At 48.1% G+C, this 14,458-nt stretch carries 9 protein-coding genes, 8 tRNA genes and 2 riboswitches; of the genes, 1 reads left to right on the top strand and 16 read right to left on the bottom strand.

The genetic code is table 11. From position 1 onward, the window contains the following. Positions 1-167 precede the first annotated feature (167 nt). The 4 genes from ODZ53_RS27670 to ODZ53_RS27655 form a co-directional block, all read right to left on the bottom strand. Entirely contained in the window at positions 168-1,706 is a 1,539-nt protein-coding gene (locus tag ODZ53_RS27670) for a M1 family metallopeptidase (protein ID WP_372681482.1), read from the bottom strand. 19 nt (positions 1,707-1,725) lie between these two features. Beyond that, positions 1,726-3,222: a M1 family metallopeptidase gene (locus ODZ53_RS27665; RefSeq protein WP_372681480.1), complete on the bottom strand. Its 1,497-nt coding sequence runs from the start codon at positions 3,220-3,222 to the stop codon at positions 1,726-1,728. A gap of 59 nt (positions 3,223-3,281) precedes the next feature. Beyond that, positions 3,282-4,583, bottom strand: coding sequence for a histidine--tRNA ligase (locus tag ODZ53_RS27660; protein WP_372681478.1), 1,302 nt, complete (start codon positions 4,581-4,583; stop codon positions 3,282-3,284). Between the two features lie 294 nt (positions 4,584-4,877). Continuing rightward, complete coding sequence (locus tag ODZ53_RS27655) at positions 4,878-6,254, bottom strand: NCS2 family permease (protein ID WP_372681476.1); 1,377 nt, start codon at positions 6,252-6,254, stop codon at positions 4,878-4,880. Between the two features lie 177 nt (positions 6,255-6,431). Further along, positions 6,432-6,533: riboswitch (purine riboswitch) on the bottom strand. 137 nt (positions 6,534-6,670) lie between these two features. Between ODZ53_RS27655 and ODZ53_RS27650 the strand changes: the two genes are divergently transcribed. Beyond that, positions 6,671-7,156, top strand: coding sequence for an NTF2 fold immunity protein (locus ODZ53_RS27650; protein WP_372681474.1), 486 nt, complete (start codon positions 6,671-6,673; stop codon positions 7,154-7,156). Positions 7,157-7,224: 68 nt separating this feature from the next. Here ODZ53_RS27650 and guaA read toward each other — a convergent pair whose 3' ends face one another. The 12 genes from guaA to ODZ53_RS27590 form a co-directional block, all read right to left on the bottom strand. Next, the gene (gene guaA, locus ODZ53_RS27645) at positions 7,225-8,763 is read right to left on the bottom strand and encodes a glutamine-hydrolyzing GMP synthase (RefSeq protein ID WP_041749766.1); all 1,539 of its coding nucleotides are present in this window, start codon (positions 8,761-8,763) and stop codon (positions 7,225-7,227) included. 158 nt (positions 8,764-8,921) lie between these two features. Next, positions 8,922-9,024, bottom strand: a riboswitch (purine riboswitch). Between the two features lie 20 nt (positions 9,025-9,044). After that, the gene (locus ODZ53_RS27640) at positions 9,045-11,279 is read right to left on the bottom strand and encodes a transglutaminase TgpA family protein (protein ID WP_372681472.1); all 2,235 of its coding nucleotides are present in this window, start codon (positions 11,277-11,279) and stop codon (positions 9,045-9,047) included. Positions 11,280-11,283: 4 nt separating this feature from the next. Next, positions 11,284-12,489 carry a DUF58 domain-containing protein gene (locus tag ODZ53_RS27635; RefSeq protein WP_372681470.1) on the bottom strand — a complete coding sequence of 402 codons (1,206 nt, stop codon included), beginning with the start codon at positions 12,487-12,489 and terminating at the stop codon, positions 11,284-11,286. Positions 12,490-12,503: 14 nt separating this feature from the next. Then, positions 12,504-13,457, bottom strand: a complete 954-nt coding sequence (locus ODZ53_RS27630) for an AAA family ATPase (RefSeq protein WP_173626816.1) — start codon at positions 13,455-13,457, stop codon at positions 12,504-12,506. A 196-nt stretch (positions 13,458-13,653) separates the two neighbouring features. After that, positions 13,654-13,730: transfer RNA gene (locus ODZ53_RS27625), tRNA-Arg, on the bottom strand. A gap of 7 nt (positions 13,731-13,737) precedes the next feature. Further along, positions 13,738-13,813: transfer RNA gene (locus ODZ53_RS27620), tRNA-Gly, on the bottom strand. A gap of 51 nt (positions 13,814-13,864) precedes the next feature. Further along, positions 13,865-13,946 (bottom strand) — tRNA-Leu (locus ODZ53_RS27615). Positions 13,947-14,014: 68 nt separating this feature from the next. Then, positions 14,015-14,090 (bottom strand) — tRNA-Lys (locus tag ODZ53_RS27610). A gap of 5 nt (positions 14,091-14,095) precedes the next feature. Further along, positions 14,096-14,170, bottom strand: a tRNA-Gln gene (locus tag ODZ53_RS27605). Positions 14,171-14,174: 4 nt separating this feature from the next. Continuing rightward, positions 14,175-14,250 (bottom strand) — tRNA-Thr (locus ODZ53_RS27600). Between the two features lie 18 nt (positions 14,251-14,268). After that, positions 14,269-14,344: transfer RNA gene (locus ODZ53_RS27595), tRNA-Phe, on the bottom strand. A 35-nt stretch (positions 14,345-14,379) separates the two neighbouring features. After that, a tRNA-Asp gene (locus ODZ53_RS27590) sits at positions 14,380-14,456 on the bottom strand. Positions 14,457-14,458 lie beyond the last annotated feature (2 nt).

Below are 14,458 nucleotides of genomic sequence, written 5' to 3'. Positions count from 1 at the left end.
CTACGTTTTGTAACATCAGAAGAAAACCCAACCGACTAACGGCTTTTCGCGCCGCTCTCATCGCCTGGGCTATTCGAACTCGTTTTCACTCAACGTATTCAGTGTAGCAGGGAGAAAGTTTGCCTGTCAACCTCGTTTCCGAACATTTTAAAATGATAAATCAAAAATTATTCGTGTTTGCCTTTTTCTACCCAATTGTTGGCCGCTTCGGCTTTCTCTAGCTCGACCTGAAGCCAATAATCTAAATAGGGACTCGCATCCGCCCCGGCAGCTGTAGTCAATAGCGCTTTGATTTGCTCCCCATTCGCCTGCTTGTATTGATGATCTCGTACATATTGACGCAACACCTGATGCAGTCGTTCGACTCCCCATTCTTCTTTCAAGTTCCACCACATGGCACCCGCTCGCCCGTAAACGAGGTCATTGTAGCTCCTCCAGTCTGGAAAAGCCTCCACGGACGACTTTGCAGTGACTCCTTGGTTCGCATATCCTTCCGCTGCACGTGCTTGGCCTAGCCGCATCTGAATATACGCTTGTGAACGCGTAGGAGACTTTTGCTGTAAAAATATCATCGTTGCATAATCTGTCAGTCCCTCATCCAGCCACGCCTCTCGCACCTCGTCGTTTCCGACCAACCCGTAAAACCACTGATGTGCCGTCTCATGCGCTACGATCGCTTCCCCCATGGAATCTCTACGGTCAAAATACTCCTGGGCAATAAAAACGAGGCCCGGGTATTCCATACCTCCAAAGAAGCCGCCTGTTTTGACAATATCGTATTCTTTATACGGATACACTCCGAACTGTTTTCCGTAATAGTCGAGAGACTCCCTCGCAGTCTCATGGATTCGTTCTACATTTTGCCGGTCATCACTTTTCTGCACCCATGTACGTACGATGGTTTCTCCGACCTTGCCAGATATAGGCTGGTACGTATCGTCCATGACAACAAGAGCAAAATCCCGAACGTTCCATGCGTCCACCTCATAGATTTTTAACCGTTGCGGTCTCGTCTCGGTGATGACAGCCACGCTCTCCAATCCACTCGTAGCAAGCTGGTACCCCTCTGATAACTGCACACGTAAATGATAATTCGCCACATCCGAGTAAAAAGGATCGCCTATCGCGGAATAAGGATCGAGCCGCCAGCCTCCTGCATCCTTGACCGCCAGGATCGGCAGCCAATTGCCTAGCCACATCGCATGATCATGGTAAGACATTCGCCCATTGTTAAAAGGAACCTCGAGCTGAAAATTCATCTCCACCACCGTCTCAGCGTTCGAAGTTCTTGCAGGAAGGGGCACTTGTAAAAGCGTATTGGTCTTTCCTGCATACTGTACGCCGACACTTTTTCCGTTTACCCGTACTTCGCTTATCCTGATACCGCCAGGCTCACGCTGGTTGCCCAGCACAGCCTCCCAGTTCTCTCCACTGGTTGTTGCATTCGCAGAAAAAGCATTGGGATATAAATGAAAAAAAGCTTGGTCATCTTGGGGGAAAAAACGAGCCGTCAGCATGCCTTTCACCACGTGCTTGTTCATATCGATTTGTACGTCGGCCTTGTAAGTGACTGCAGCCTGCTTGTGACCAATAAGCACAATCTCCTGAGCATCTACGCCAGCCTGCCCTGTCCAAGGCCGGATGTTCAAGAATACAGTCAAAACGACTCCTACTGCAACGATGACCACCCAATGCTTCCGCCACATCGTGATCCCCTGCCTTCGATTACTTCTTCTGATGCTTGAGACGTTGGCGCTCCAGCCAAGCAGCTGCCTGTTCCTGCTGGGACATGTCTACTTTCAACCAATAGTCCAAGAAAGCGCCCGCATCTTCTCCGGCCATCTCAGATAGAAAGGCTCCCCATTCCTTTCCGGTCACCACCTGATAGCGGTACTTCTCGACATACTGCTTTAAAACGTCATGCACCCTTTCTTCCCCCCACGCCCCCTGCAATAGCCACAGCATCGAGGACGTACGGGAATAAACGAGATCGCTATAACTTTGATTATTAGGAAATGCAGACAGCGCTTGCCAAGGACGTTGTTCCTCTGCCACGTAATACTGAACAGAGGTGCCCTGCCCCAGCCGTCTGCGTACCCGTTCTGCTCCCAACAGCGGGTCTTGCTGAGATAAGTATGAGAGTGTCACGTACTCTGTGAATCCCTCATCCAGCCATGCTTCCTTTACCTGATTATTTCCGAGTAATCCGTAAAACCACTGATGTGCCGTCTCATGGACAACCGTGACGATACCTGTTTCTTCCCCTGAAAAGAAATGACGCCCGTCGAGAAAGACCAATGCTGGGTACTCCATTCCATTTATTGCGCCACCGGTTCTTACCACATCGTATTCGGTATAGGGGTAGGCGCCCAATTGATGATGAAAATAGGCCAGAGACTTCGCTGCTGCTTCATGAATCTGCTCAGCAGTTTCCGGATCATCTGTTTTCCGCCACCATGTTCGGACGACTGTTTCGCCCACCTTTGTTTCCGTTCGCTGATAGGAGGCATCCATAACGACGAGGGCAAAATCCCTCACATTTTCTGCACCGAGCTGTATCGTCTTTTCTCCCTCACGAGTAGAAATCTGTTTCGCAGCCATATCAGGCGCTGTGCTCGCCAGCTGATACTCTTTTGGCAGCGTCACGTTCACCTCATAATCTGCGTTCTCACTATAAAATGGATCACCGACAGGCTCGTACGGATCGAGATGCCAGCCTTCCTTGTCGTACACCGCAAGAACCGGGAGCCAGTTCCCCAGCCAGAGTGAGTGGTCATCGTACGACATCCTGCCATCGTTTCGCGGAAGAGTCATCTCAAACTCCATCACGATCGTTCGTGGGCCCGTCTGTCCTTCTAGAGGCACTTCGAATATGTTCAGGTCTTTCGTCTGTTTACTGGCAACCGCAATGCCATCGACCAGTAGTTTTTTATTAGTGTATGTGCCAAGCGTTGGGCCATTGCCTAAAAGTTCCTCCCATAGCATGCCTTGATGCTCTTCTGTAAATACGTTCGGGTAAAGATGGAGATAGGCACGAGTAGGGTCTTTTGGCCAAAAGGTAATCGTTACGGTTCCTGCTACTTCCTTCTTGATTGGATCAATTCGCACATCCGCCTGATAGAGGGGTTTACGCGTAAGCGCAGTACCCTCCTCAGCATTTACAGGCAACATCCACGTCAAAAACAATAAGCTACAACCGACCAGTGAGACCCATTTCTTCACGCCATCTCCCCCTTTTCTCTACTGTACAAAAAATGGAAGAAAAAGACTATCTTTCCTCTTTACCCTGATAGCTTGTCGGACAGCCACTTTTCAACCAACTCCAAAGGAACCGGCTGTTCTGTTCCCTCTCGCATATCTCTTACGACGACCTGCCCACTGTTCACTTCGTTTTCCCCATAGATCAAGGCAAAAGCAAAGCCTTCTTTGTTTGCATAATCGAGTGCTTTTTTCAGTCGTCTACCAGTCAGCTCCAGCTCGACTCTGATACCGCTCTCGCGCAATCGATTGGCCAGGCCAAGACTGGATGCTTCTGTCCCGAGGGGAATGACGAGTACATCGGCAGCTCTCTGCTCCTCCTTGTTGCGATTTGCCAGCGCTGCAAGAATGACATCCAATCCAAACGAAATCCCGACAGCGGGATACTCTCTTCCATCATCCAAAAGCCGACCGATAATCTGATCGTAACGTCCCCCACTACCGATACTGGACGTCATACTTCCATCCTGCAAAAAGATCTCATACACAATCCCTGTGTAGATCCCTAAGCCTCTTGCCAAAAATGGCGAGAAACGAAGCTCACCCTCCACACCGGCTCCTGTTACATAGGCAAGCATATCGCGTAGCTCCCGAATCCCTTCCTGAACTAGCGGGGATGTAAAGCGCTCTGTCAACAGATCCAGGGTAATCGCACCTTCTTGTAGGAAAGACGTAATGGCCAACACGAGTGACTCCTCGACGTTTCGCTCTCGCAAGTCATCACGCACTCCGTCCACGCCGATTTTCTCGAGCTTATCCAGCGACAGCATGACATCCCCGGCTCTCTCTACGGGAACTCCCAGCTCCTGAAGCACCCCAGATAACAGCTTGCGGTTGTTGACCTCAATGTACACGTCGAGCCCCAACCGCTTGAATGCCTCAAACGCCATACTGAGCAATTCTGCTTCAGCCAGCACCGATGTCGTTCCCACGATATCGACATCGCATTGAATAAATTCGCGCAAACGTCCGGTTTTTACTGGGCCGTCCCGAAATACTTTTCCGATCTCATACCGCTTGAAGGGCATCCGCATCTCAGGATTCATGCCCACTACCTTTGTCAACGGTACAGTCAAATCATAGCGCAGGCCGAGCTCTCTATCTCCTTGGTCGTTCAAACGATACACTTCTTTCAATATCTCATCCCCGCCGCCGTACTTGGATGCCAGCAATTCGTAGTGCTGCAACATAGGCGTCTCCAATGGCTTGCAGCCGTATGTCTCAAATACAGCCTCGAGCGTCCGTCGTATCCAGTTTCGTTGCATTTGCTCCTGCGGCATGAAATCTTTTGTGCCTTTTACCGTTTTTAATACTTCGTTTTCCATGAATAACACCCTTTCTTTTATCAGATAGAGAAAACCAAAAAAGCCATGCAAGGCAACTACTTGCCCGCATGGCTTCCTAAATACACCACCGCAGGCACGAAGCACAAGAAGCGCTTGCACCTGCGGAAAAATTTCCGAAGATACAAACGCTCTACGTGTGGTGATGCTGTTGAAGGAACATGTTTAGACCTGTCATGGGAATCGGTCCATCCTTCCGTGAAAAAAGATTTTTCCTATCATAGCGCAAAAAAAGCTCCCCGTCCAGTAGACGAAGAGCCTCATTCCCAAATAACCCTATTCGCGCAACCAGATGAAGTAAGCCAGGAAGACGAAGAACAGCACATACATCGCGGGATGCACTTCGCGAGCCTTGCCCTTCATTACCTTCATTACCGGATAAACGATGAAGCCTGTCGCAATACCTGTTGCAATACTATAAGTCAATGGCATCAACAAAATCGTCAGGAACGCAGGGAACGCTTCATCCAGGTCATCCCATGCCACTTTTGCGATGTGAGAAGCCATCAGAACACCGACGATAATGAGTGCTGGTGCTGTAACCGCAGGTGTGACAATCGCAAGAAGCGGTGAGAAGAACAACGCCAGCAGGAACATAATCCCTGTGATAACTGCGGTAAATCCAGAGCGCCCGCCTGCCGCTACCCCTGCTGTCGACTCAACGTAAGCTGTAGTGGTAGATGTACCGAGTACCGCACCTGCCATACCTGCAATTGCATCGGATGCGAGTGCTTTTCCTGGACGTGGCAAGTTGCCGTCTTCGCGGAGCAATCCAGCTTGGCTCGCTACACCCAAGAGCGTACCTGTGGCATCGAAAAAGTCTACAAACAAGAATGTCAACACAACAATCAGCATGTTCACGGTGAACAAAGCGGATGGATTACCGAGATATTCGAACGCAGCACCGAATGTAGGAGCAAGGCTAGGTGGTGCAGAAACGACTTGCTCAGGCAAATTCACCAGTCCGAAAAACATCCCGGTAATCGCCGTAATCAACATCCCGATAAAGATACCTGCATTGACTTTGCGAGAAAGCAGAATGACCGTCACGATCAGACCAAACACAGCAAGCAATGCATTTTTCGCTGCCAAAATTGCTTCCGGCTTCATTCCCTCGTGATAGAAGGTCAGATGTCCCAGTGCTACGAAGGTGGCATCATTGGCTACGATGATACCTGCGTTTTTCAAACCGATAAACGCGATAAAAAGTCCAATCCCTGCCGAAACTGCGTACTTCAAGCTTTTTGGAATCGCTTTGATGATCGCTTCACGAACCCCTGTCAGGGACAGAATCAAAAAGATCGTACAAGAAAGGAATACGCCAGCCAAAGCCTGTTGCCAAGGAATTTGCATCGTCAGAACGACGGTATAAGTAAAAAATGCGTTTAATCCCATTCCCGGAGCTTGGCCGATCGGCAAACGCCCAAAAATACCCATTAACAGTGTACCGAGAGCAGCAGCCAAAGCCGTTGCGGTAAAGACAGCCCCAAATGCAGGATAGTTTGCTTTCAAATCTGGCGGCAGATCCGCACCACTGAGAATGAATGGATTGACAGCCAAAATATATGCCATTGCCAAAAAAGTAGTGATACCCGCGATGATTTCGCGTCGGTAATTGGTGCCTAGCTTGTCAAATTCGAAATACTTCCGCACCTATAAGTCCCCCCATACTAATCTTGTTGCAAAAAATAGTCTAACTGTTTTTTGCCGACCGTAAACGAAAAACGTCGAGCGTTTTTCACAAAAAAAAGGCCTGAACGCTCTTATCATGCGCCTGGCCGTCAAACAAAACACTTCGGGAATAATTCCAAATATAATAACAAAATCAGATCCCGATGACATTTTGTTCGTAGCCATGTCGTTAACGGCGACCATGTAGAAACTCTTGAGCCATATTCTCAAGAATATACGAACCTTCCTATATTACCTGCTCACATTGAGAAGTGTATCAGGTGACATAGGGAATGTCAACGAAAATACGAACATTCATTTTTAAAAAGAGTTTAATATCCGGATATTTCCCTAGAAGCCCTGTGTTATACTTCATAACTAGATGGAGGAGATCCAAAATGAGCTATATGGATGCTTGGGAGAAAATAATAGCGGAGCAGGAACGAGAACGTGACCGGCTTCGAGTCAATCGAATCACCGTACAGGTCGACGATAAGAAAAAGAGCAAGCACAACGTTCATCAAAAGGAAAAAGTCATCGAATATGGCTTTGTGGAACGTGATTTGTATGATGAGAATTTAATTGGGAGGTTTGAACTCTATTTCGCTGATCGTGACACTCTTCTCCAGCAAGATCGGTTTGGAGATGAATTTGCTTTTGGTGAGCTTATAGATGAACATTCAGTTGCAACGGCAATCTTCTCCTATTTAGCGGAGCACTATTCTCAGTTTTTGGAGGAAACTCCCTTCGCTATTAGCTACAACCCTATTGCAGAAGCTTGGATTATTGAAGGAACGCTTCCTCCGGGATGGCTAGGCGGGGTCATTTATATTGCTCTTGCAAAAGAAAATGGAAAACTTCTCATGATGTATGGAACGAAATAATTCTTGATCATAAAAAAACTCTCTTTTATTCGCAAATCACGCAAATAAAAGAGAGTCATTTTTTGTTCCTATTCCCACTCAATCGTTGCTGGTGGTTTGGACGTTACATCATACACAATGCGGTTTACATTGTCTACTTCATTCACGATACGCACAGAGATTTTCTCCAATACATCCCACGGAATGCGTGCCCAGTCAGCAGTCATACCATCAATGGACGTTACCGCACGAATCCCTACGGTGTAAGAATACGTACGAACATCTCCCATTACACCTACGGTCGTCATGTTTGGCAAAGCCGTGAAGTACTGCCAAATTTCCCGATCAAGACCTGCCTTGGCAATCTCCTCACGCAAGATCGCATCGGATTCACGAACGATCTTCAGTTTTTCTTCCGTCACTTCACCCAAAACACGAATGCCGAGGCCTGGTCCTGGGAATGGCTGACGCCAAACAATCTCATCTGGCAAGCCCAACTCGGTACCCAGTTTGCGTACTTCGTCTTTGAACAATGCTTTCAATGGTTCAATCAACGTGAACTTCATGTCTTCTGGCAAACCGCCTACGTTGTGGTGCGATTTGATCGTTTGTGCAGTCGCTGTTCCGCTCTCTACGATATCGGTGTACAGCGTACCTTGTGCCAAGAAGTCCATATCTGTCAGCTTCGCAGCTTCCTCATCGAATACATAAATGAACTCGTTACCGATGATTTTGCGCTTTTGCTCGGGGTCAGATACACCTTTGAGCTTGCTCATAAAACGCTCGCGAGCATCGATCTTGATCACTTTCATGGAGAATTTCTCACCGAATGTCTCCATTACCCCTTCTGCTTCCCCTTGGCGCAGAAGACCGTGGTCAACGAACATGCATGTCAATTGATCGCCAATCGCTTTGTGAATCAGCGCTGCTACTACGGAAGAATCCACACCACCGCTCAACGCACACAGTACTTGCTTGTTGCCGACTGTTTCACGAATGCGAACCAGCTCGTCCTCGATGAACGTCGTCATGCTCCAAGTCGCTTCACATCCACAAACGTTGAACAGGAAGTTTCCGATGAACTCTGTACCTTTTTGAGTATGAACTACTTCTGGATGGAACTGTACGCCGTACAGCTGGCGCTCAATGTTGCTGATCGCAGCTACCGGGCAGCTGTCGCTTACCGCATCAATGACAAATCCGGTTGGGAGCTCTACTACTTTGTCAGAGTGGCTCATCCACACGATTTCGCTTGTATCCCATTTGTCGTACAAGCCGTGTTTTTGCTGCATACGCAGTTCGGCTTTTCCGTACTCGCGTTTACCCGCGCGTTCTACTTTTCCGCCCGTCAAATGGCTCATCAACTGCATTCCGTAGCAAATACCCAATACAGGCAAGCCCAGATCAAAAATTGCAGGGTCTACAGTTGGTGCTCCCTCTTCATACACACTAGCAGGTCCGCCAGAGAAAATAATCCCTTTTGGATTCATCTCTTTAATCTTTTCAACAGGTGTATTGAACGGAATCAGTTCACTATAAACACCCAGATCGCGTACACGACGCGCGATCAACTGATTGTACTGGCCTCCGAAATCGAGTACGACGACCATTTCCATTGACTTGTCCATCATATCCCCCTTCTCCTGTAACATACAGGACGTGCAAGTGTCGGCATGCCATGCGAAGTTGTCGCATATTTGCAAAAAAGCCGGGACTGCTATCTCCGGTAAACAATACGGAGGCAACGTCCCAGCTTGTGTACACATGTGCGGTTTGCATGTACAAAAATCCGATGTGCTCTCCTCGTAGTCGCCAAATTTACGGTCTAGCGGTAGAAACTTTCAGGCCCTATTCCTGATCATTATACGAGTCTCATTGATCGTCATTCTAGCAGATGGAACGGCATTGTTCAAGGCTTCAATTGACGGATTAACCGTTCGAGTATTTGCTCTGCTATTGTTCTCGCATTTTGTTCCATTTGTTTATAGCCATACACGGTACGTTCGTACAGCTCCGTCAAATAGCGCAAGTCTTGTCGCTTGTCTGCCGGCAGGGTCATCCTGCCCACGTACTCCCGCAACGTTTCTCCTGGCTGTCTGCGCGTGTAGACTCGCTCCATCATCCGCATCAGCAAATGGTACCGATCTGGGAACTCACTGCTTCGCTCTTGATTCAGTTGCCTACGCATCCACCATAGCTGGATGTCTTGTTTGCGGCGCCACACGATAATTCCTGCCGCGACAACGACTACAGCCAATCCCGCGTTTACTTGCCAAGGAATTTTCATCCCACTACCTGCTGGGCTGTCTCCCTCTTCCAGTTCATTGAAACGTCCATTCCCACGATCGCTGTCCGTTTGATTCGCCAGGTTTGGCAACGGAACAGGGATCTCCGGCTTTGAGGTGACCAGATCATAATTAAAACGAACAGGTGACATAAATGTACTCGTCGCTTCAAACGGAACCCAACCGACCCCCGGGAAGTATACCTCTACCCACGAGTGAGCATCTTTGTTGCGCACTTCTACAGTCTCGTAGTTAAACGCATCCGTTCCCACTCGTTCACCAGGTGCGAAGCCCTTGACCCAACGTGTCGGGATATCCAGAGTACGAAGCATAATCGCCATCGAAGTGGAAAAATGGTCACAGTACCCTCGAAGGCTGTCAAACAAGAAGTGATCGACAAAATCCTGACCTTCTGGAGCGACAGGAACGTCTTTCGTTTCATACTTATATTTTCCACTTGAGCGCAAGTAATTCTCGATCGCTCTCACTTTGTCATAAGGAGTCTTCGCATCCTTGGTAATCGTTGCAGCGAGCTCTCTTACTCGCGGAGGAACCGAAGCTGGCACTTGCAAGTAGCGCTCTTTGATATCATCCGGATAATTCGTCCCCGCATTCGTCACGGCCTTTTCACTGACAATCGGTACTTCTGTCTCGACCTTGTATTGATTCAGTTTGAGCAAAAGCGGATTGGGGCCGTACTCTGGCCGACCGTTTTTCTCACTCAGCTGAACCAAGTTGATTTTTCCCGCCCGTACTTCGAGCTGCTGATTCATTTTGTCATAAACAACGGTTGCCTCTGGTGGTGCATAATTGCTCACCTTTTTCAGCTGACCTTGATAAAAGACAGTCGGGAATTGCTGCGGGCCTTTAAATTCTAATGTAGCTTGAACCTTCTTTGTTTCAAGCCCTTGGAACAGCGTATTCTCCCATGTATAGGTTTGCGGATCCAGGATTGACTCATACTCTCTATCGCCCTTTTCCCAGCCAACTCCTGTATACACGTCCTTCGAGTCACCGCGCCAATAGCTGTGCTCGTTCGTCTTTGCAATAAACACTAATGTGTTATCTTGCAGGAAGGGACCGCCCAACCGTTCATCGTTGTTGTCGTATCCTACTTTTTTCATCACACCAACAGGGGTATCTTTCCCTTTCCCTGTTAAAAAGGCGATCGGATCAGGCCATGACGGTCCTGACTTCGGTGCAGCATAACCGATGCTGATGCAAGCCATAATGACCAACACCGAAGCCAGGAGGGAGTTGAGCATAATTCGGCTTCTCTTCCCTGCCAGTGTTGCCATGTTCATCATCTTCATCAGATGGCTAATGGCCAGCATCAGGAAACCAATAATCAGCGTCCGTACAACCCCTGCACTAGCATCATACGGGAGAAAGGTATCCAATACAGCCAAATACAATTCCGTCAAAAAGACAAACCATAAGCCTTGCCGTTGTTCCAGCACGAGGTACGTTAACATCGTCGCTAACAGCACCAGGACGAGATCAAACATTGTATTCCGCGACAAGATCGACATGCTGGCCCAGTCCTGTTGAAACGCTAACGGAAGATCGTGAATCATCTGCCCGTACAATTGACCAATCCATTCCGAGTCAAAAAACGGTTTTTCAAATAAAGTAGCATGCAAAAGCACCATTAGCCCCAGTGCCTTGATCGGCAGGGTTAACCACCGATAAGGAATCAACAGGTCAATGATAATGACTCCACCCACAATTGCATAAAACGGCCACAGAATGCCCGTATCAGTTAATGTCTGTAGAGGAATCAGCCACTCTCGTAACATCAGGAACAGAAAAAGGGCCAAGACCCATTCCCAAATCGTTGGACGCCTCCAAACGCTCATGAGTCTATGCACCTCCAATCCGTTTCCACTCTTGATCATCCATGTGAATAGACGTACATGTTACTTTGTTTGCGCCAAGCAGCTGCAACGCTAGTTTTTGTTCATGCGAAATCGTTGACTCGTTCTGCATGAGAAACAACTGCACCCGTCTGCCTTTTTGAGCGAGTGTGACCAAACGACTGATCAACGTTTTTTCTACATGCGGTGTAATAATAATCAAAGTGACACCTTGAGGCTGCTCCAATGCTTCTCTTCCCACAATTCTTGCAAATAACTCTTGTCCTTCTGGCGCGACACGAGCTAATTGATCAAAAACTCTGAGGAAATGGGCATGGGACAAACCTGGTGGTATCGATATGCGATCTGTTTGTTTGTACACGAGTCCATAATGGTATTGATTCCGATTGGCGTAAGCGATCAGACTAGCCGCTAGCTTCACCGCTGTTTCGAACAAGTGCACAGGCTTCCCTTGGTAGCTCGCCTTCTCCACATCAAGGAAAAAGACAGCCTGATTCATTGCCTGATGCTCAAATTCCTTCGTCTTTAGACCCGTCCCCCGTGCAGAAGCTCGCCAATGAATTTGGCTCAACCGATCGCCCCGATGATAGTCTCTTACGCCCCGTACTGCTGCAACGTCATCAGAGCGCCGATGGGAAACATGCACCGTCCCACTGAAGCTCCCGTCACCCAGGGCCCAATGGGTCAATTCTTTGTATTTTGGATAAACGAGAAACTCCTGAGAAATAGAATAAACTTTGCGGCGCTCAAAAAACCCAAAGAAATCCCCGCCGCTCACTACACATTCATCGAGACGATAGTATCCCCTCGGTACATTAGGTATGACATAACGAAACTCGACTTCCCTTTTGAACCACGGGAATATCAGTTGTCGATGCGGTTCATACACGCCAGCCAGCCTCGCCGGCAAAGGCTCCATAATCATATTCCAGCCCAGCGGAAACCAAATCCTCCGGCGCAAACGTATCGTTACAATGACATCTTCCCCATCCTGCAAACGATTGCGATCTAGTTCACGCTCGACTTCTAGCTTCGTGAACATGAGTACATAAGCGACAATTTCATACAGGAGAAACACCAAACTACTATAAAAAAGAAACCAGCTTGAGAAGCCACCTTGAAATTTTGCGAATACATAAGTGACCAGAACTAATGCAATCGCCTTGAGCTTACCCCACCTTTGCTGTCTCATCTGCAATCACCGCCTTAGCTTACCGGGACACGGGTCTCAGACAAGATCATAGCCAACACCCGATCTACGGTTGCTCCTTCCAGTCTTGCTTCTGGTTTCACAATCATACGGTGTGCAAACACTACTGGAACGAGTTCCTTCACGTCATCTGGAATGACATAATCACGTCCACGGACGAAGGCCAATGCCTGAACAGCCCGGAAAAGAGCAAGAGAACCACGCGGGCTCACACCTAGATAAATATGATGATGCTCACGTGTACGATGACATAGACGCACGATGTATTCTTTTATTCCTTCCGATACCTTGATCGCTGATACCTGGCGTTGGAGTTCCGCAAGCTCGGCGGTGGTCATAACCGGCTGAAGCTCTTCCAATGGATTCGCTGCCGAGAATCTAGACAGCATCCGCATTTCTTCCTCTACCGTTGGATATCCCAAGCTTACTTGCATAATAAATCGGTCCAATTGAGCTTCAGGTAATGGGAAGGTCCCTTCATACTCTAATGGGTTTTGTGTAGCCATCACAAAAAACGGCTCTGCCAATCGATACGTCGCACCATCAATTGTTACCGAGCGCTCTTCCATGGCTTCCAAGAGTGCGGATTGTGTTTTCGGCGAAGTCCGATTGATTTCGTCTGCAAGAATGACATTTGCAAAAATCGGCCCTTGACGGAACTCAAACTCCAAACTTTTTTGGTTAAAGATAGCAACCCCTGTCACATCCGTTGGCAACAAATCAGGGGTAAATTGAATACGTTTAAAATCACCGCTGATGGATTTGGACAATGCCCGTACCATCATGGTCTTCCCAACGCCTGGTACATCTTCGAGCAAAACGTGACCATTCGCTAGAACAGCGGCTACCATCAGCTCAATCGCAGAGCGTTTACCAATCAGTACTTTTTCTATATTATCGATTAAACTAGCTATTGCAGGATTTACTTGTTCCAATTTGATAGGGTTCATCTTGATACAACTCCTGTTCCATGATATTCTGCCGCAGGTTTGTAACAGCTGTTCCTCCATGCTTTCAGTGTAATTCTAAAGTAATGGATGCAAATAGGAGATACAAGGAAAAAATACTTAAAATTTGAAAAAATACACAAGTTATTATAAAAAAAAGAGTAGGATCTATTCCTACTCTTCGGTTTCATATGAAATATGGCGTGCCCTGAGAGATTCGAACTCCCGACCTTTTGATTCGTAGTCAAACGCTCTATCCAGCTGAGCTAAGGGCACAAATAAATGGAGCGGACGAAGGGTCTCGAACCCTCGACCTTCGCCTTGGCAAGGCGACGCTCTACCAATTGAGCTACGTCCGCATGTTAAATCTTATGAAGTTTGTACTAAGGGCAAAGCTTTCTGTCATAGTATGGTGCGGGTGAAGGGACTTGAACCCCCACGGTTGCCCGCCAGAACCTAAATCTGGTGCGTCTGCCATTCCGCCACACCCGCATTTTACTTAGAACAGAAAAGGCATTGCTATTACTATCACACAGCTTTGCTTGTTCAGCTAAAAAAACTGGTGAGCCATGAAGGACTCGAACCTTCGACCCTCTGATTAAAAGTCAGATGCTCTACCAACTGAGCTAATGGCTCGCAAATGGCTGGGGTACTAGGATTTGAACCTAGGAATGACGGAGTCAAAGTCCGTTGCCTTACCGCTTGGCTATACCCCAATGGTGGTGCCGGCAATAGGACTTGAACCCACAACCCCCTGATTACAAGTCAGGTGCTCTACCAATTGAGCTATACCGGCGCTGTTAAATTTAATTAGTGGTGGCTCGGGACGGAATCGAACCGCCGACACGAGGATTTTCAGTCCTCTGCTCTACCGACTGAGCTACCGAGCCATTTATGATTGATCTTCGCCATTCTTTAAGAAAAATGGCGGAGCTGACGGGACTCGAACCCGCGACCTCCGGTGTGACAGACCGGCGTGAACTCCAACTTCACCACAGCTCCAT

The organism is Brevibacillus sp. BD137 (assembly GCF_041644655.1).
Lineage (GTDB): Bacteria > Bacillota > Bacilli > Brevibacillales > Brevibacillaceae > Brevibacillus > Brevibacillus brevis_D.
Note: the sequence above shows the minus strand (reverse complement) of the source record. Positions and strands in the feature narration are given on the sequence as shown.